Genomic DNA, 19,993 nt, shown 5'->3' with positions numbered 1-19,993 from the left:
CCTCCCTATCGGATTGTAGAAACAAGTTGAAGGGATGACGGAGCTAACTCGAGTCCACAAAAACCATCGCTTCGAATTAATCCGAAGCGATGGTTTTTGTAAATATTTTCATTTATGGATTGTATTACTTGCCTAGGTGCATCATGCGGCTGATAATGACTGCAGCTTGCGCACGGTTGGCGATTTCTTTTGGACCATAAGTTGTACCGGTTAATCCTTGGAGGACACCTTCTTCGGTCAACTGGGCGATAGCCTCTCTAGCGTATAAAGCTATGTTGCCTCTGTCAGTGAATTTGGCCAATGTTGCGCCGATATTGCCGGTCGAAGCATTCCGGGTCAGCTTCAGGGAATTGGCGGCCATGATGGCCATTTCTTCACGCGTGATTGCCCGGTTTGGCTCAAAACGGTTGCGGTCTACGCCTCGGACCAGATTGGCTTTAACCCCGGCCGCTACGTACGGGTAATACCAGTCCGACGGCTGAACGTCGGTGAACGATACGGTCGCCTGATTGTCGGACAGGTCGAGGGCTCGAACGATCATCGCCAGAAATTCGGCACGAGTTACTTGCTTCATCGGTGCAAATTGGTGTTCGGAGACACCCTTGATGATGCCGAGAGCAGCCATTTCACGAACATTATCGCCCGCCCACGCTTCTGCGCCTTGCAGGTCGCTGAATTTAGGAACTATTCCGGACCCTGGTACTAATGGTGCTTGATCAGCATCATTTTTGTCCGTAATTGCATTGAAAATCGAGTTCGCCAGCAAACGGTACTGATGCCGTGGATGATCGTTATTGATGAAATCGTTAGAAAAAACAGTCAGGTTCTTGTTGTTTTCATGGTATGTGAAAGCTATGATCTTTCCTTTGGCAGCCTCATGTCCCGGCCACCAGCCTGCTTTGAAAAAGTCGTCTCGATCACTGGTAACGGCAAGCACTTTTGCCATTTTGGGAACTGTCCTAATGTAAGAACCCGTGACTGTGTAGAAATATTCCTGTTCATCGTAAGCGGCTGTAATAAGATTATCTTGCATGACGTTTGCCAAGAATACGCCTTCGTATCTTTCCCATTGTTTCGGACCTTCGAAAGAAAATCCAGGTATCCAGTTTTGGATATTACTCAATCCAAAGTATCCAAATGCGATGTAAGGCTTTCCTTCTTCTACATATCTGGAAGAGCCGAAAGTATTAACAAGTACGTCTGCATTCGACTGGCGTGTAGTCACCTTAAAGCCCAGCCCTTTCAGCACATAGGCCGTTTCACCAAGAGCTGCAACGGTAGCAGGCTTAAGGACTTTACCGCTTGGCCCGGTATTGCCAAATTCGCTCGCGTCGAGATAATACTTGGAAGCCAATGGAGACAAGTCACTGTAGGCAACCACGAAGTCACCCGCTTCATATCCTGACCCGCTTTTGGTGAGCATCGTAACGGTCTTGCCGGCTGCCAATAACTCATTGACCGCTTTTATAGCATCATTGTTTGTGTTCTGGATCAGAACATAAACAGAGTTATTTGGCATTTGTGTCGCCGGAACCGATACGGATGTTATTGGAGAAGTTTTGTTGGTGAATACACCGGCTTCTCTTACTGCGTAACGATCGAATCCGCGCATATCATGGAAGTTTTGAATGATTTCACCGGCCATCGATTCAAAATCGGATACATCCATTCCATCGTACAAGACCAGGTTCGCGATTCCACGCTTAGCCTGATGCATGTTTACAACAAATGATCCTGCAGGATATGTCGTATCGGCAACGGTTACGGCTCCTGTCGAACGTTCAATCTTAACTCCATTTCGAAGCAGGTATTCAACCATACGGTAGGTTTCCAGAACATTCTTTTGAACACTTTTGTCGATCGGTAGGACATAGTACTCCGGGAAGAAGTTTTGGTTAACTTGACGCGGACGGCCAATTGTTTCATTTTTGGCATTAACAAGGTACTTATCTACGGCACGGTCATCGATATTGTCCACACCGCGTTCATATATTTTCAATTGGTTCATGAACAGCTCTTCTTTTTTTCCGCTGACATAAGCGGTAGCTCCCGCCGCAGCATAATACAGCGCTTTGGCAGAATCCTCGTTCAACTCGGGTATTTCAAGCGTATGCCCCATTGCACCGTGATGCATTGCGAATACGGCTGTATATGCTGCGGATGCATCATCCCATCCGGAGGCAGTGCCTTTGGAAACATAGTTCGCATCCTTTACGGATTTGAGATGTTCTTCGTAAGGGATATGATAGTAGTCGTACTTCGTGTTTGCGATGCCGGCCTCGCCCATAGCGGCCGCTTGTTCCAACATGTGCTCAATGAGCAAATCATACTCGAGGTTGGGGGCATGGGGCGGTGTAGCCGGCTCGATCAGAAAGTTCGGGTCGAATCCATGCATATCCAGGAAGGACAGTGGCGACCATTTCGCGATTTGTTCCGTGACGATACGCGTTTCAGGCTGTGTTTGATAGGAATTGTCTCGATTCAGATCGAAACCCTCGGCATTATGACGTGTGTTGTGAACCCGACCATCCGGATTGTCCGTATAAACGAACAGGAAGAAAACGTTCTCGAACACATCGTCCATATTCAAAGTGACCTTGGTTCGCTGGCCGTTTGGCAAGGTTGTATCATATGTAATACTCTTGTCCAATGCCATCGTCTTAAAATAATTCAGAATCGCATCAACGCCAGGCGATTCATCCGGATGAATATTGTTAATCCAGATCGGCACTTTGTAATCCCCAAATGTCCCGGATGTGATGTCGGCTTGCAATTGCTTAGGATCATTCATCATTGCAGGATGCGTCACGTTTTGGTACTTGTCAACGGTAGCTTGATCCTTGGCAAGTACAGTGAAATAGATATCGCGGCCTTCCGCCGATTTCCCAATTGAAGTAGTTTTGATGTACCTGTCATTTTTTTGAGCTGCTCCTGCCGTGATTGCATCTATCTCCGGCTTTAGCTCATCGTAGCTGCGGAAACTGTCATATGGCGTCAATTTAACAGGCGCGTGAGCAATGACTTGTCCGTTAGCTACCGCTGCCAGTTCAAATGTGCCAATTAGTGACGGGTACTGCAAACGAGGTGCGGACAGGTTGACAGTATCGTAAGGAAGATCGAACGTAACGCTTGCAGTAACTTCACCGTCCTTTACTTTTACATTGTCAACTGTAATAAAAGGTGCACCATTATAACCACGATCCTGATATTTTTTCCATTGGGACAGTGGTTTGCCATCGTACGTCCAGCTTAAGCTTTTCACATCAACACCTTCCGGAAGCTTGAACGCAGCATGAAGCGTTCTTTTCTCTGTCATCGATGCAACATAGTTGTCCAGTTCCAACGTTTGAGGGTTATTAACCTTTTTCAGGTTTAGCGTCGTTATTTCCGCCTGCTGATCGGACGAAGCAGTGATTCCCATATCCTGCACAACCTCTGCCATCGCAATGCCTGGAGTCATAGCACCCAGTAGCATCGCAAACGACAAAATCAACGCCAAATAACGCTTTGTGATCAAGTTCTTAAACACCTTTCTCCTCCTCTTCTCTCGTAGGCTCACTTTTAATGCAAAAAATAGTCATGAACCAAATAACGCTCCATAGGCCCCCTTGTTCCATCTCCGGCTTACTGGGCGGCTTCCCCGCTCGGCGATATCTCACCGACGATTGTTCTCACAACCATGTCGGTTAATCACGTACATAGACGTCATTTTTAACCGGATCAGAATCTTTCGTTCTCGAAAAAATTCTTTCAGCTCAATTTTTTATCGTTACGGATAGAACAGCTACTCCTCCCACATAGGTCTTCTTTAGTACCTAATTTGGCGAGTTTACCCTTCTTTCTACCGTATTCTGATATCCCACTGAAGCCAGCTTCCACATATCGTATACCGATAAATTGATATCGATAAAGGGATTGACTTCTTCTCAATGGACAGTGACCAGAGGTGGCCGATGGGGGATGGAGGGCCATATTTTAATATAGCTAGCAGATGTCACTAAAGTTTGATCAACATGTAAACAAAATGTCACAGCCGATACGTACGATTTTTTGCCCAAACAAAAACAACCTTACTCCGGTCCGAAGTCCGAGATAAGGTTGTAGGCTTGAAGAGCGTTATTGGGTTGTCGTTGCTCCAGGCAGCTATTGAAATTCGATGATAAATGACTGCCCGACCGTGGAATCCGTTTGTGTCATTTGTGAAGGGGAAAACAGCTTCTGTCCATGAATTAATAAACTGTTATTGTCTAGGCTCCAGTAAATATGGCTAGGGAGAATCCCGCGGTAAACCGGCTCGTTATACAAAACATTTTTCCCTTGAATTTTACCTGCATAGATAATATCCTGGTCGTACAATGAGTAAGCAATGCTTTTCTTGTCATGAGAAAATTTAAAGTTGCCCACCTTATCCAGTAGTACGGAAAGTTCGCCGTTTCGCCGATCGTATTCGTATAACGTTCCATCGATTCCAAGGAATGCAAACTGATTGTTGTTGATCCATGCATTCGCATTCTGCTCGCGCCCAATTTGGTGTTCGAATTGAATCTCGATTTCACCTTCCCCCGTATTTGTCCCCATCATGATGTAATTTTTTTCCCAAGGCTGATCATATTGAAAACTAGTCAATAGCACGCTGCGCCCATCATCGGAAACGTTGATCTTTAGGAGCGTCTTCCCCGAGGGAATTCCCTTCAGCTTAAAAGTCTTGGAGCTTTGAGTCTCGGCATCGTATACACCAAGGCTGGTGACTCCGTTATCACGCGGATCCACCACCAGATAGCCTAGATACCTGCCATTGCCTGACCAAGCAACATCCTGCACATACAGTTGCTCAAGGGAATTGATCTTTGCCACTTCGGTTTCTTTGCCGTTCTCTAATGATATTAGATTCAGAACAACTCTCGATCTGGATATTTCGTAGATGTATTTACCATCCGGGGACAGTTCTATATCTGGAACTTCCATGTGAATTCCTGGAACGAACTCGCTTTGCTCGTAAGGATGGGTTAGACGCTTTATCATCATACGGTCTGTCGAGCTTTTCCTATACGAAGCTACCACGGAGTTGGTAGAGGTCCAGCCAAGCAATTGACCAGCACTCGTGAAATCATCAGGAAGCCGATAGATCTTATTCACCTGAAATGGTCGAGAACCTTGATCTTCGGTATGCTCCTCTTCTTTGCTCGGAATAATAATCGTCTCAGTTTTGGGTCCTAAATTGCAGCTTGACAACAGCATGAGCATCAACGAAAGGATCCCTAGTGATAAAATAAACCGTTTTTTCTTCATGATCGATTCTCCGTCCTCTTGGAGTTGAAACCGTCAAATTCCACAGTGACGGTCACATGACGATTTTGGCTATCGAAGGAGATCGTTCCCCCGAAGTCGTGGACGATGGATTTGACAATACTGAGCCCCAGCCCTACACTACCCTCTTCTGAAACACTTGGATGAGCCAAATAGAATGGATGAAATAAGTTTGCAAGCTGATCTGCCTCTATAGGGTCACTTGGATTATCAAATACAAAGCGAACCTTTCCGTCAACATGCAGCGCCTTCACAGATATTTCCGAAAGCGATAAGCTGTATTTGATCGCATTATCCAGCAGGTTGATAAAGAGCTGGCGCAGCCTGTCTCCTTGACCGAATACGACCAAGTCATCTTCGATTTGATACTTTATGCTTTTCTTATATCGCTGTGCACGAATGGCCATCGAATCGCACACATCCTGCAGGATAATTCCAGCATTGATCTTGTCGGACTCACTTATCATGGAATTGTTACGCGATACTTCAAGCAGCTTTAATACCATGGTATGGAGGCGTCTGCTTTCTTCTATAATATGGTTCATTCCTTTTTCAAAAAAATGCGGGTCCTTTTCACCATTCTCTCTGATCAATTCCGCATACCCTAGAATTGAGGTTAGTGGAGTTTTAAGCTCGTGGGTTATATTGTCAAAAAAACGTTTCTCCTGCTGGTGAAGTTCCTTGAGATAATCCCGATCCTTTTTAATAATGGTGATCTGCCTGCTAATTTGATCGATCATATCATTAAAATTATCGGCCAGCCTGCCGATCTCATCTTTACGATTAAAACGGATGCGAACGTCCAAGTTCCCATCCTTCACCTCGGTCGAGGCCCAGGTCAGTTTGACAAGAGGGATAGTGATGTGCCTCGAAAGAATATACGAGAATAGGAATGCCGCTGCAAAAATCGCAAGCGTAATAAAAAAGATAATGTCCAAAATCCTTCCGCTTTGCGCATAGATTAAACTGAAATCTTTGGAAAAACGCAAGATCCCCACCTTGGACCCATCAATCACGACCGGATAGGAAAAAAGAACGGATGCTGTATTATGATCATAGGTGATGCTGTATGCAGTTCTGCCCTTAATCGCCTGCTTCAAATCGCTATCTTTCTGGTATGGGAACATGGACTTGTCCGAAGAATACAGCAATTCGCCATCCACCGTATAGACACTGACGTTGCTGCCGGTGGCGTGTTTCAGATCATTCGCCATTTCGAGAGCCATCTCGCCAAAGTACAGCTCATTACTTGTAAAATGGTTGATCAGGAACGCTTGGCGAACGTATACATTGCTGTTGTTCTTAACCCCGACTAATTCAGATGTAACTAATTTTTGATTGCTTGTCCGAATGAATTCTTTGACGGTTTGATTAAGGACAATGAACGAAAGTGAAAAAATCAAAAAAAATCCGATAAGAAACTTTATGCTGATTTTCCGTATCATTCCCTTTCCGCCTGCTTCTCGAATTTGTATCCAATCCCGAAAACGGTAGTAATGAACTCGCTGGCGTCAAGTTTTTTACGAAGTCTTTGTATGTGAGTGTCGACAGTACGGGTATCGCCGACAAAATGGTATCCCCATACCATATCAAGTAATTCCGAACGTGTGAACGTTTTGCCTTGATTTCCAATCAAGGTCATGAGAAGATCAAACTCTTTTGGTGTCAATTCAACAGCGTGACCATTATTTTTTACAAGTCGTTCTTCTGGAATAATTTCGATCTGTTTGAAACGAATCACACCATGCTTCGCTTCGTTTTGTTGTCCACTGTTCGCTTGATCCACTCTCCGTAGAATCGTCCGGATTCGGGCAACAACTTCGCGCAAGTCAAAAGGCTTCGTGATATAGTCGTCTGCGCCGAATTCAAGGCCAAGCACTTTATCGGTGATATCGGATTTCGCAGTAATCATGAAGATCGGTATGTTATAATTTGCTGTTACCTTTTTGCAAATATCCAGTCCGCTTTCGTCAGGCAACATCCAGTCGAGAAGCAGAAGATCGGGTTGAAATTTTTGCAGTTCGATCATTCCGCTTGCTCCACTTGCCGCCGTTCGGGTTTGAAAGCCCTCCATAGAAAGTCCGTATGAAAGTAGATCGGCAATCGCAATATCATCTTCAATAATGAGAATTTTTGCATTATTCATCTTAATCCCCGTCTCTTTTGTTACTAATGCCAGGAAGGGTCACGGCACCGTTACTTATGTTACCGATTCGTGTAGAAATAATCAAATTCATATGAGGAGGACGCTAACAATTCGATAATTAAAATTTATTTGATAATCAACTAATCGTCAAAGTATATAATGTTCTTGTCATCGGATAACTCACGTTTCCTTGTTACTGAACCAACCTCGCAACCGTAGTCTTTTATTTGTAACTAAAAGTTTCGCAAGGATAACTACTCTTAAATCCGTATGATGAATATCCCGTGCGGTCCCTGAAGATCCGTATCCTCCGTAACGGCGGCGACGACTACCTTTCGAATTCCCTCTGGCGTCATTTAGTGCAGTACCGGAAACTCAGCAATATCGTCCAGGAAGGTGAAGGTTGAGGCAACATTTCTTCCTTCTCTTTTAGAATGATTTTTCGTTAATTTAATTCCTCATTAATTCATGAGACTCGTCTGTCCAAACACTTTCAGCCGATCCGTAAATAAAACCACTGCTTATTATATTTGGGCAAAGGCACTTACAAGTGGAGAGGCCACTTGTAAGTGCCTTCTTCACAAGTTTGTCCAACTTTAAAATCATTGAGAAGAGATAAGAAGGGATTCAAGATTCCGGAGCAACACTAGGAAAATATGCCATATATAAATAACAATTGGTGTGAGTTTAACTGTTGTGTATCATTCCCTGAAATCAACGACAAGACGAGCTCGTTAGCCTTAGCGGTTAGTTCAAAAACTGCTGTTTATCTCAAGTTCAGAGACTGATGATCCGTTACGTGTCGTTCAAAATACCAACGTGTAAAATCCGCCCGAAATGCAGGTATTAAGCACATTGCCTATACCGGCTTCGCTTTTGCTGAGGACAATCCATTCGCTCTTGTTCATCTGACTACCGAGTATGCTTTTTTTACTACGAATATTCGATACAACTTCTTACGTAACGGTGGTTAACAGAGTTTTGTTAATTCGTCATAAAAGTAAATGTAGGGATCGGGACGATCATTACAAATGCCACTGAAAGGGAAAGTGAATACGGATAGCCATAGTGATCTGGCTCTGGCTGCCGCAACAGTGTTAACTGAGGATGGACACGAGAACAAAGAGTTCAATCTTCCGGGTGGGTAACTTTATGTTGAGCAAAGTGGTAAACGTTTTGGCGAGCCTTCACAGTCGATCACACGCTTCACGTATCATCCATTGGGAGGTTATCTCCGCCTCTCGGGTACACTTACATGCGGATGCGTTTATTATGGTCCCAAAAGTTTGAAAGTATTACCGCACTGACTTGATCATGGACAACAATTCTTCTTCACTGACGCCTTTCTCCAGGCTCAAGGAATACGACGCCCTATTAATTGTCTTATGAGCAGGACCGACAACATTTCTAGTAAGTAGACATAACCCATGAACTATAGCGAGGAAGCGCGAAGCACCTGAACAGAACCTTGTACAAGCAAGCCTGCTACAGCCAGCGATAGATCGTTTTAAAGTATTCATAAGACATTTGTGCTTTGTCAGCCTTATACATGTTGACATCCTGATTGCGCTTCAACTCACGTGCAATACTTGAATGATGTCGTCCTAGCTCCTAAGCAATAGACCAACCTTGAGCGTGTAGCAAGCTTCACTCTTTCTGTTGTACTAAAATGTGAGTAACTCATGATTGATTCCTCCGTGTAATGGATTGTTGTGGTGACACCATTTTACACGAATCAATCATAAGCCATTTTTTTATTTACTGGTAACTGTCGCAATTCATATTACAATCCGTCTTCATGATGCTTATTCTTCAATATACACTCTTTCTCCGGACATCAAGTAAACTACTTTTTTGTCGGCATCCAGCGCCGCTACCATCTTTGTCTCCTTATTTTGGACGAAGCAGAAATCTCTGGCCGAGTTGTCCCATTTCACTTCAAGTCCCTGGATGTCCATATTGAACAATTGTTTCGCAATCGGTGCAACGATTTCTTTCACTTCTTTTTCCGTGATATCTTTGTTCGACATCACCCGTTCTCGCGAAAAATCATAGACATATTCTGTTTTCCCTGTCTTTGCATCCAAAGCCAGCATAACATCATCGCTTCTGAGCTGCCATTGATTTTTTTAGTGTCACCCCTAAGCAGAGCTTTCGTTACGTCAAAATCACGGCCTAATGCCGTTTCCACTGCTTTGGTTGCCTTTTCCAGAAGCTTTGGATCAAGCTCGTCCTTGGCAATTTCGATTTGGGCCCCTACATGAGTCTTTGTCGAATGATTTGGATTATTTTGCCATAAATAGACAGTGAATCCTTCCCCTCTTAACACATACGTCTAGAAAGGCGTCTTTTTTCCTTTATTGTTATTGTACTGACTGACATGAACTTCTTTATCAAATGTATAGTTTTTCTTCGCATCCAACCCTTTAACACTTTCAGAACTTCGTTCTGATCCTCCATACTGACTTTGTCGATGGATTGGTTGCCTGTAATAGTAATGATTTCTCCTGTTTTTTGTTGATAGTCAATGCCGTATTTTCCGTCTGCCGACTTAACCTCCACTAGACCGCTTATGTGTAGGGAAGCATCCTGCAGATTCAGCTTAATCTCTTTCCCCGCAAATTCTTTTACTGCTTTTTGCAGCTTGGCAGCCATTGTTTTGTCGATTTAATTTTCTTAACCAATAGCTGTTCTTTCTGCACTCAACTTTCTATGAATATAATTTTAAGAAACAATAAAAAAAACTAAATGTCCTTATCTTCATTTCTTCGCTATATGGCATATAGACACTGGATGGATCATTTTAACTGTATTTGTTCATAGAAAAATGTTACATTGTTTTGGGCTCAATAGCGCAGAGTGTTCGTGTTCGATATGTGTTATTGGGATAACGCGCAAGTCGGGATATACGTTTAGGCTCCCAAAATCAATAGCATGCTTACTATTAGCGTCAACTAAATACTCACGAATGGCATCAGATGATACCTTTGCAATTTGAATTCTTTCAGAAGTGTCATATATATTAGCTATCATTTCAAACTTATCCGTATTTCCCATTATTACCTCTCCAATCTGCCTTAATAAAATCATGAATACAACAATATAGAATGATATTCTATCGAAGCATTAGCATTTAGTCCACATTGTTATTAGTGCTTATGGTTGTCCAATGCTTTATTCTCGTTCGTCGGGACCGTGCATGCGTCCAGGTAGATAAAAGAACGAACGGGATAACCGCCCTTTTATCCATGACAGGTTGCATTTAATGCCGTCCATTATGGCAGAGACTCTTACTTGACGTATTCAACCCTTACAATATTTCGATATACCCTTCTGTACCATGCACGCGAATTCGTTGTCCATCTTTTATCAGTTTGGTAGCACTCTCCACTCCGACAACTGCAGGCAGGCCATATTCACGTGCGATAACTGCTCCATGGGTCATCAGTCCGCCAACTTCGGTGACCAGGCCTTTTATAGATACAAACAATGGTGTCCAGCTAGGATCCGTAAAGGCGGTGACTAATATATCTCCATCTTCTAGATCAGCATCTTCCATGTTCAAGATGACACGTGCGCGTCCCTCTATAACTCCGGAAGACACGGGCAGACCTATAATAGCTTCGTCAGGCAGATTTTCTCGTTTATACTCCCCTGAAATGATTTCACCATCAGACGTGATAACACGTGGTGGAGTTAGTTTTTCATAATAGTTGTACTCGTCTTTTCGTTTGTTGATGATGTGGTAATCCAGTTTATTGGTGCGTACGACTTCGTGAAGTTCTTCAAGAGCGAGATAGAAGATATCTTCCTTTTCATGAATGATGTCCGCTTGCACGAGTTGTTCGGCTTCTTTCAGCAGAGCCTGCTTATACACGAAGTAGCGATGAACCATGCCGTATTTCGGATATTCCCTATACCCGCTGTAATTCCGGATGAAGTCGATCGCTTGTTTTGTTTCTTTCGCTTTTTGTTCACCATCAGGCAATTGCTTTAGTCGTTCTAACAACTCTTGTTCTTTTTTCAAAGCTTCTTGCTGCCCTTGCTCAAATTTCCGCTGGCTAGCATTAGGCTCAAAGTTTTTGATGTTACCAAGAATCAACGGGACAAGCGTAATTGGTTTTTCGATCCAGCGCGTTCTCGTCATATCGATTTCTCCGGCACATCGCATTCCGTATTTGTCAAGATAAGCATAGATCGCGTCTCGGGTTTCCGGCCCGCCATCTAACGAAAGCAGTTCATCCAAAAATTGCTCATCTTTGACATGTTGCAAATATTCAATGATCTCCGGATAAGGACGGATCACATCTGCGACATCCAATAGCGCCAGTCCCATTTCCGAAGTAATATTGCCCGGTACAGATTGAGAAAGTGTATCTGCTGCGTGTTTTTCACCTAACCACTCGTTCATGTTTTCATTGATCCATGTTGCAGCATCCATAGCAGCCAGAATCACACGTAAACTTTGCGGATCAAATACAAACTTCTTTAATTGCTGGAGATCTTCAAGAATAAAATCAATCAAATCCGATCCTGATTTTGTTTGGATATTTTGTTTTAACTCTTCGATCGATGCTTGACTACGCTGAATCAAATCAGGAACGATTGACGGATTGCTTTCAATTTCACGCATCGTCTCTGCAATGCTTTTGATCGGACTTGGTGTTTTGTTATCATCTGGTAACGTTTTTATAAAATCTCGCTCTATTATGGTCATCAGTGCGTCTTTGATAAGCGGATCGGATCGTCCCAGGTAATTTAATATATTGTCACTGCTAGCCAGCATTGGTGTCACATCAACAAACAACCTACCACCGGCTTTACGCATGGGGGCTGGATTTGTAAACTGGAAAAAAGACAATCCCAGCGGTTTCATGGGATCGGTCATCATTTGTTGGTGACCGGCAGATACATAAACGCGATTTTCCTGATCATTCGCTTCAGGAATCGGGTATAACGTCGTGATTGGCCGACTCTGGATAATATAAAAGGTATCATCAACCAGACACCATTCGATATCTTGCGGGCAACCAAAATATGCTTCGATATGCCTTCCGATGCGTGCTAATTGTAAAATTTGTTGTTCAGTTAGGGTTTGAGTCTTTTGCTGCTCAGGAGCGATCTGTTGTGTCTCTGTTCCCCCTTCTTTTCGTCCATAGACCGCCAATTTTTTGGCCGCGATCCTCTTATCGACGATCTCCCCTTCCTTTACTTTATAACAATCGGCAGATACCAAGCCAGAGACCAGTGCTTCTCCAAGTCCAAAACTCGCATCGATCGATATCACCTTTCGGTTAGAAGTAATCGGATCAGCGGTAAATAAAATCCCCGAAGCTTGTGGGAACACCATCCTTTGAACGATAACGGCTAAATAAACGTGACTGTGGTCGAATCCATTTTGCATACGGTAGATTACTGCGCGATCCGTAAATAGGGAGGCCCAACATTTGCTGATATGCTGCAGGATGGCTTTTTTGCCGATAATATTTAAATAAGTGTCTTGTTGACCAGAAAAAGAGGCATATGGCAAATCTTCAGCAGTCGCACTAGAACGCACCGCATAAGCATGTTCCTCGCCAAACTGGGAGAGATATTGAGTTACTGCTTTCACAACATCAGAAGGAATTTCTACTTCCAAAATGATTTGTCGAATCTTCCTGCTGATGTCACCAATTTGATCTCGATCTTCTACGTTTAGCATCGTTAGTCGATTGAGCAAAGCATGATACGTTTCGTTTTGCTTGATTGCTTTTTGATATCCCACTGTTGTCACACAAAATCCTTCTGGTACTTGTATTCCTTCAATTTTTGATAACTCCGCTAAATTCAACCCTTTTCCGCCAACGTGCAATAGCTGCGTGTTTTTCATTTCCTGAAAACCGAGAACCAAAGAACTCATTCCGTATCTCTCCTAACCATATAATTGAGACAAACGTTTGATATGTATGTTTATATGCAATAAAGAAGAACCAGATAAAACTATCCAGGTTGCCTCCACCTCCATCTCATGTGGATCCTTCTGTCCTTTTCTTGCCATAAAAATGCACCCCTTAGAAATCATCGGATTAACCAAGGATATTATCCAATGTCCATTCTAAGGGGTGTACTTGATAGGTACCGTAGGGGCCAACCTTTATGCCTTCAGCTCGCTCTATCCCTTCTGTCTGGCGTCGACTGCCCCTCCCCTTTCCGCTTTTTGCTGCCAGGCCTTTTAAGGCATCACAACCACTTTCTCTTTACAGGATGCGCAATACTTCGCATACTGGATACAAGTTTCCAATGAATCGCCCGCCTCCATCGGCCACCAGCGGATCGCCCCCGCAGGCGCTTGGGAAGCGAAAAACTCCACTTCCTTGGGGATACGGCCCACAACGATAACCTCGGTGTTCTTAAAGCCCGACTCCATCCCCCTTTGGAAGGTCTTTCTTAATTGAGTATGCTCCGTTTCCGGATGAGAGTAAGGAATCGGGAACAATATCGAAACTCGGGAAGTATCTTCATGAATGACATGAGCCGTTTTGCGGGCGGGATCGTGTACGGAGGTCTCCCATATGCGGCAGTACGGCAGATGCTCCGGCAGCTCCAGCTCGGTCAGCCTCGAATGAATTCTATCGTGGTATACCCGTTCCAGTTCTCTGACCAAGATCTGAATCTGCTTATTTCTTAGAAAAGTGGTGTTGTTTCCTCTTTCGTTCCGATATTGGATATAGAGCAAATCGGGAACGGCCGCGAACTTGGAACAAAGAAACGTCCGAATCAGCATATCGTAATCGTCGGCCACCAGCAACTCATCGCGATGACCCCCGACCAGATGATAACAATCCCGGGACCATGCGCGTGGATGATTCGGCAGCCCGACCAAGTGGCGTACGGTATTGCCGTTGATCGTCGTATGTTTGTGCGCATTTTGCCAGCGGTTCATTTCACGCAGCCACACCCGATAAAATACGCTGTATCCAAAACCGCAATCCCAGCCGTACCAATGCGCATGAAGGTTCTCTGCGTACACCTCGGTGCAATCCCCGTACACAAAGCCGCATTCGGGATTTTCCTGAAAAGCCCGAACGATCTTCTCCAGGCAATCGGGCATCAGGTCGTCGTCATGATCCACCTCTACTAAGATTTCCCCCGTACAAAGGCCTGCGGCATACCTTTTGAGCGCCCCAATATAGCCATTGCGGGAATCCTGGCGATATCTGCGCACGCGAGGGTCTTTCAGAGGAAGCAAGTCATTCTTATAAGTCTCCTCGTTATCTCCGGAATCGTCCACAATGACCCATTCCCAGTTCGGGTAAGTTTGATTTAAAAGCGATCGATAAGGACGTTGAATTCTTTCTTTTGACCTGTAGCTGGCCGTGAACACGGATATGAGAGGCGTATCGGAAGAAAAACGGGCAGGAGGAACAGCTTTGTTTTCGGGGAGAGGATCCGTCGCTCTGATCCAGCAGTAAAACAATTTATGCGATTCGAGTTCGTCCGGCGAATGGAAGTGCAGCCAACGTTTTTTTTCCTGAATAGGCAGCGATCTTAGGGTTGCAAAAGGTTCCCAATCATCTCCGATGGACACATAAACACGCGGCTTTCGGGGGCCGGTATCGACTAATGGATCATCAGGTCCATACATTTTCACGGTGATGTGGTTTTCTTCCAACCCCAAGATCGGTTCTTTCAATTTATCCTTCGAAATCTTGTCTGTCAAAAACAGATGAACCGTCAATAAAGGAATGAAGTCCGATGACAAGAGTTGATTCCCCTTTCTCAAATGTCGAACGCAAAACTGGAGCCCAAGTGTTGATCCATTCTCTTCTTTCACATACGCAGTGTATTCCGCTTCTCTCCTATTTGTCCACCCAAAAGCCTTATATGAACGCACAATTCGCTTGAGACCGAATAGTCTGAGAGGTAGAAATCCTATCGTACAATGAGGGACACAACTCATTTTTAATGAAAGGTGGAGTTATCTTGGAACATCCGTTGGTTAGTGTCGTGATTCCCGCTTATAATCGGCCCCATACGTTAAAAATCGCCATCGACAGCGTACTTGAACAAACCTACCCGAATATCGAAATCGTCATTTGCGACGACAGCTCCAATAACGAAGTGCAACAAATGCTGGAAGCAGCTTATCTGCCGTCTTATCCCCAGATTAAATACCATAAAAACGAGAAAAACCTTTTTCTTGAAAACTGGCACAAATGCTTCGACCTGGCCTCGGGAGAATATATCAATTACTTGATGGATGACGACGTATTTCATAAAGAAAAGATCTCCAAAATGCTTTACTTTTTTAACGAATTCGAAAACATCACGCTAGTCACGTCCTACCGGCAAACCATTAATGAATCGGGGAGCTTTCTTCCGCCTATCGCCGCAACGGTCAGACTCTACGAAGAGACGAGAGTGATGGATGGAAAAACGCTGGGGAACATCGCATTAACCCGTTGCTTAAATATGATCGGCGAACCGACGACCGTATTGTTTAAAAAAGCAGACCTTACCGAACCGTTCGGAGTATACCGCGGGAAGCAATACTCGCTGATCAACGATATGGCTGCCTGGTTATCTCTCTTGTCCAAAGGAAAAGCGGTTTATATTCCGGAAGCGCTCAGCTATTTTCGATTACATGCCAGCCAAAACAACAGCGTGCTTGGCTTTAAAGCGTTCAGCGAATGGCTCGATATAACGATCGCCTCCAGAGAGGAGGGTTTTCTGGAAACGGAGAAGTTGTACAAAACCGCCCTTCTTGCTTACCGCGTACGCGTGCAGGGATATCCGCAATTTGCAGAAGACATTCAGCGGATCGATACGATCCTGAATACAATAGAATGAGGCACGCGAAAATCGGAGAGCCAGGTATTCGCCGTTCCCCCGGTTCATGGGATTCATACTCTAAGGTGTACACATTGATTGGAAAAAAGGATTCCAGTGAGAAGAGGTTGCCTCATGTATGAAATTCCGTTCTTGCGACCGAATTTAGTCAAAAAGGAGCGGTTGCTTTCTTATTTTGAAAAAATAGAAGCAAGCCGGATTTACTCCAATTACGGACCCTTGAATCATCTGTTTGAAACGCGCGTGATTGCCCGAATGTTCGGCGGAATTGGTGCAGCCGTGACGGTGCATAATGCTACTCTCGGGCTGATGCTGGCGATTTCGCAAAGCAAGCGACCCCGGGGCAAATATGCGGTGATGCCCAGCTTTACTTTTGCAGCGACCCCTCTTGCCGCCGAGTGGTGCGGGCTTGAGCCATATTTCTTGGATATTGAACCGGACGATTGGCAAATGAACAGAGCGCAAGTGGTGGAAACGGTCGAGCGGCTGGGTGAACAGATCGCGGTCGTCGTCCCTTACGCCACTTTCGGTTCGGCTATCGATTTATCCATATATGATAAACTGCTGCAGGAAGGAATTCCGGTCGTCATCGATGCGGCTGCCAGCTTTGGAACGACCGTTGCGGAGGATGCCGCACAATTCGGCAAAGGCTTCGGCGGAGCCGTGGTGTTCAGCTTTCATGCGACCAAAACGTTTGGCATCGGAGAAGGCGGGCTTGTGTATAGCGCGGACAAGGATCTCATTCAGCGAATCCGCCGAGCCGGCAACTTCGGCTTCTCCAGCTCCAGGGAATCCGTAATGTTGGGCTTAAACAGCAAAATATCGGAATATACCGCCGCTATCGCTTTGGCCACTCTTGAAGGGTTCCATGCAGTACAGGAGAGAAGAAAAACGATCATTGGCTATTATCGCCGTGAACTGCAGCAACAGGATATAATGCAGCGGGGATGGTCTGTCCAAAAGATGCAAGGCCGGGTGCCCCTGCAATTTTTCTCTATGCTGAGCCCGGACCCTCCTGGTAACCGGGAAGTCATCCGGCGGTTAGCCTCCCATTCGATTGAAGCCCGGACTTACTTCTCCCCGGCATGCCATCAGCATAAGCAGTTTCAAAGCTCCCCACATTCCGATCTTCAGGTGACGGAACGGATTGCAGACCGTATTATCAGTCTGCCGCTCTGGGAGGAAATGAATGAGGCTACCGTTGGGCGAATTGTGGAGGTGCTCGGAAGCATTACTGAGGGGAATGCCATATGAGAAAGATCATCATCTGGGGATCGGGCGGACACGCCCGCGAGGTCAACTGGCTTTGCGAAGAGATGGGAGTGCGTGTGCTCGGGTTCCTGGACGAACGGCCTGAAATGAAAGGTCAACTGGTGAATGGAGTTCCCGTATTGGGAACGCTTGACGATATCGAAGCGATGCGGCATGAGATCGAGATCATCTGTGCCGGGGTCGGAGCCCCGGCATTGAAGAAGCGATTCGCTTATGATACCATCCGGTCGGGATTCCGCGTCGCAGATCCGCTGATCCATCCGCGTGTCCGTGTGTCGAGGAGAAATATCGTGGGGCAAGGCACCATGATCTGCGAAGGAGCCATCCTTACCGATAATATCCGGATCGGATGCCATGTGATCATCAATCGAAGCGCCAACATCAGTCATGATACGGTCATTGACGATTATGTCACCATCGCCCCGGGTGTGAATCTGGCGGGCAATGTGACCGTAGGCGAAGGAGCCTACATCGGCATCGGCTCCTCGGTTCGGGAGAAATGCCGCATCGGCTCCTGGTCTATGATTGGCGGCGGAGCCTTTGTCAGAGGCGATATCCCTGACTTTACTATGGCTGCGGGGGTGCCAGCCGTCATCAAAAAAAGGCTTGATGAGAAATAGGAAAGGAGTAAAATCATTTGGTTGACCATCTCAAACACCAAGGTCCTTACTATTGTCCTTATTGCAATAATACGATTGTACGGTTTCGCCCGTGGCCGGATATTTACGATTTTCCCAAGTGCCAGTATGAAATGTGGAACAAGCAGACCGCCATGTGTCCCGTGTGCTCCTCTTTCGACAGGGAAAGGTTGTATAAATTCTATATTGAACGGGAAACGGATCTGCTCGCAAGGCCGCAAAAATTACTGCACATTGCACCCGAGAAAAATTTAAGAAATTGGTTAAAGGGGTATCCGAACATTTCCTATATATGCGGAGATTTAATGCCTCAGGATTCGGAAATGGAACGGGTGGACTTAACGGCTATGCCTTACGCTGACGAAACATTCGATGCCGTTATTTGCAGCCATGTACTGGAACATGTTACCGAAGATCACAAAGCGATGGGAGAAATCTACCGCGTATTGAAACCGAACGGCTGGAGCATCCTGCAAGTGCCGATCGCTTTAAACTTCGAGGAGATTCTAGAGGACCCGGCGGTGACCTCGCCGCAGGCAAGACAAGAACACTTCGGCCAAGACGATCATGTACGCATTTATAATCGGAAAGGATTCGTTGGCCGATTGGAAGCGGCCGGATTTCATGTCGTTTTATTTAATTTGGCGGAAAAATACGGTGTCGAGGAAGCAAATCTGTACGGTTTGTCCGAGAAAGATACGCTGTATATCGGGACCAAGCAGACTGTTCCTGCACCATGAATCGACTGTCCCCCGTAGCAAAGAGCCGGCTGCCGCTTGGGAGACGGCTTTTTTGTGCGGGTGAAACGGGCGAAATCTTGGTTGCTTCCGGGAAGCAACAGCCCCTTCCCCGATAGGTAAAAGCCCCTGATGCGCGTGAATGATATCGGCGCATAGCCGGGCGCATCCTTGCGGTTTGTTACTCTGGAATGTCGGTTCAAGGCAACGTCCATCCCTTCCCTCAACTGACTGGATGAACGGAATCAGCTCCCCATCGAAATGATCATGTCTCCGTCGAGGAACAGCACGATTTCCTCTAGATGCTCCTGCAGACATTGTGACCGAGCGCTTCCCCAAAGCTGCTCCCTTCGTGCCGGCGTACTTTTCTCGTTAAAAACAGGTTACCCGGAAATGAAGCTTTTACGGCCATTTCACAATATACGATTTCACCTCTGGTAAAAGCCGAGGCTCGCTGCGCATTACCACATATTATATTAAAGGCTCTACTATCTTAAGTTTTTTGGGAGTGGAGCTGCATCAGTATACGGAGGTGACATCCAGTTGGCCGAATCCGCATTTAGAGCTCGTGCGAGTGCAGATCAAATTATTTTAAATCCAGGACCGTTCAATTTATTCTTTCAAACCGTTGAGTATGATTTGAACGGCGAGTACAACCCAGCGACTTCTACCTTCGTCGCCAGCGAGGGTGGCGTGTATACGATAAGCGTCAGCCTTGTGCTTGTGGCGAACCCTCAAGTCGAATTCATTGCACTCGTATTGGAAGGACCTAACAACTCCGGAAGGTTATTCATCCGAAATACGGATAAACCTGATTTTCCTTTCACAGTAAACTTCACCGCTCAAATGAATTTCAATCCGGGTGACAGTATGAGGGTATTTCTTGTACCCAACGCCGGAGTGGTTAGAGTAGTAGCCGATCCCATTTTGAATCATTGGGAGGCTGCACGGACAGATGGAGGAGTTGGACCTCAAGGACCTCAAGGGCCTCAAGGCGTTCAAGGCGTTCAAGGGCCTCAAGGCGATCAGGGACCTCAAGGGGCAACTGGCGCTCAAGGACCTCA

General features: G+C 45.5%; 13 protein-coding genes. 4 read left to right on the top strand and 9 right to left on the bottom strand.

Annotation, left to right across the window (positions count from 1 at the left end):
• Positions 1-124 precede the first annotated feature (124 nt).
• The 9 genes from DQX05_RS12665 to DQX05_RS12620 all read right to left on the bottom strand — a co-directional run bounded on the left by DQX05_RS12665 (position 125) and on the right by DQX05_RS12620 (position 15,194).
• The gene (locus DQX05_RS12665) at positions 125-3,529 is read right to left on the bottom strand and encodes a M14 family metallopeptidase (RefSeq protein ID WP_259391953.1); all 3,405 of its coding nucleotides are present in this window, start codon (positions 3,527-3,529) and stop codon (positions 125-127) included.
• A gap of 614 nt (positions 3,530-4,143) precedes the next feature.
• Entirely contained in the window at positions 4,144-5,289 is a 1,146-nt protein-coding gene (locus tag DQX05_RS12660) for a WD40 repeat domain-containing protein (RefSeq protein ID WP_119794000.1), read from the bottom strand.
• Positions 5,286-6,752: a sensor histidine kinase gene (locus DQX05_RS12655; RefSeq protein WP_119793999.1), complete on the bottom strand. Its 1,467-nt coding sequence runs from the start codon at positions 6,750-6,752 to the stop codon at positions 5,286-5,288. Before DQX05_RS12655 ends, DQX05_RS12660 begins: the two co-directional genes overlap by 4 nt.
• Positions 6,749-7,453, bottom strand: a complete 705-nt coding sequence (locus DQX05_RS12650) for a response regulator transcription factor (RefSeq protein WP_119793998.1) — start codon at positions 7,451-7,453, stop codon at positions 6,749-6,751. Before DQX05_RS12650 ends, DQX05_RS12655 begins: the two co-directional genes overlap by 4 nt.
• A 1,805-nt stretch (positions 7,454-9,258) precedes the next feature.
• Entirely contained in the window at positions 9,259-9,549 is a 291-nt protein-coding gene (locus DQX05_RS12645) for a hypothetical protein (RefSeq protein WP_147385181.1), read from the bottom strand.
• A gap of 226 nt (positions 9,550-9,775) precedes the next feature.
• The gene (locus tag DQX05_RS12635) at positions 9,776-10,108 is read right to left on the bottom strand and encodes a hypothetical protein (protein ID WP_119793995.1); all 333 of its coding nucleotides are present in this window, start codon (positions 10,106-10,108) and stop codon (positions 9,776-9,778) included.
• Positions 10,109-10,270: 162 nt separating this feature from the next.
• Positions 10,271-10,510: a hypothetical protein gene (locus DQX05_RS31995; RefSeq protein ID WP_259391952.1), complete on the bottom strand. Its 240-nt coding sequence runs from the start codon at positions 10,508-10,510 to the stop codon at positions 10,271-10,273.
• Positions 10,511-10,763: 253 nt separating this feature from the next.
• A complete protein-coding gene (ppsA, locus tag DQX05_RS12625) occupies positions 10,764-13,352 on the bottom strand; it encodes a phosphoenolpyruvate synthase (RefSeq protein WP_119793994.1) in 2,589 nt (862 codons plus the stop codon).
• 312 nt (positions 13,353-13,664) lie between these two features.
• Entirely contained in the window at positions 13,665-15,194 is a 1,530-nt protein-coding gene (locus DQX05_RS12620; RefSeq protein WP_119793993.1) for a glycosyltransferase, read from the bottom strand.
• A 221-nt stretch (positions 15,195-15,415) separates the two neighbouring features.
• Between DQX05_RS12620 and DQX05_RS12615 the strand changes: the two genes are divergently transcribed.
• The 4 genes from DQX05_RS12615 (at position 15,416) to DQX05_RS12600 (ending at position 18,932) form a co-directional block, all read left to right on the top strand.
• Positions 15,416-16,282 (top strand): glycosyltransferase family 2 protein, encoded by an 867-nt coding sequence (locus DQX05_RS12615; RefSeq protein ID WP_119793992.1) that lies wholly within the window; start codon positions 15,416-15,418, stop codon positions 16,280-16,282.
• 114 nt (positions 16,283-16,396) lie between these two features.
• Positions 16,397-17,536 carry a DegT/DnrJ/EryC1/StrS family aminotransferase gene (locus DQX05_RS12610; RefSeq protein ID WP_119793991.1) on the top strand — a complete coding sequence of 380 codons (1,140 nt, stop codon included), beginning with the start codon at positions 16,397-16,399 and terminating at the stop codon, positions 17,534-17,536.
• The gene (locus tag DQX05_RS12605; RefSeq protein ID WP_119793990.1) at positions 17,533-18,174 is read left to right on the top strand and encodes an acetyltransferase; all 642 of its coding nucleotides are present in this window, start codon (positions 17,533-17,535) and stop codon (positions 18,172-18,174) included. Before DQX05_RS12610 ends, DQX05_RS12605 begins: the two co-directional genes overlap by 4 nt.
• Positions 18,175-18,191: 17 nt before the next feature.
• Entirely contained in the window at positions 18,192-18,932 is a 741-nt protein-coding gene (locus DQX05_RS12600) for a methyltransferase domain-containing protein (RefSeq protein WP_119793989.1), read from the top strand.
• Positions 18,933-19,993: the final 1,061 nt, after the last annotated feature.

It is taken from the genome of Paenibacillus thiaminolyticus, assembly GCF_003591545.1.
Taxonomy (GTDB): Bacteria; Bacillota; Bacilli; order Paenibacillales; family Paenibacillaceae; genus Paenibacillus_B; species Paenibacillus_B thiaminolyticus_A.
Note: the sequence above shows the minus strand (reverse complement) of the source record. Positions and strands in the feature narration are given on the sequence as shown.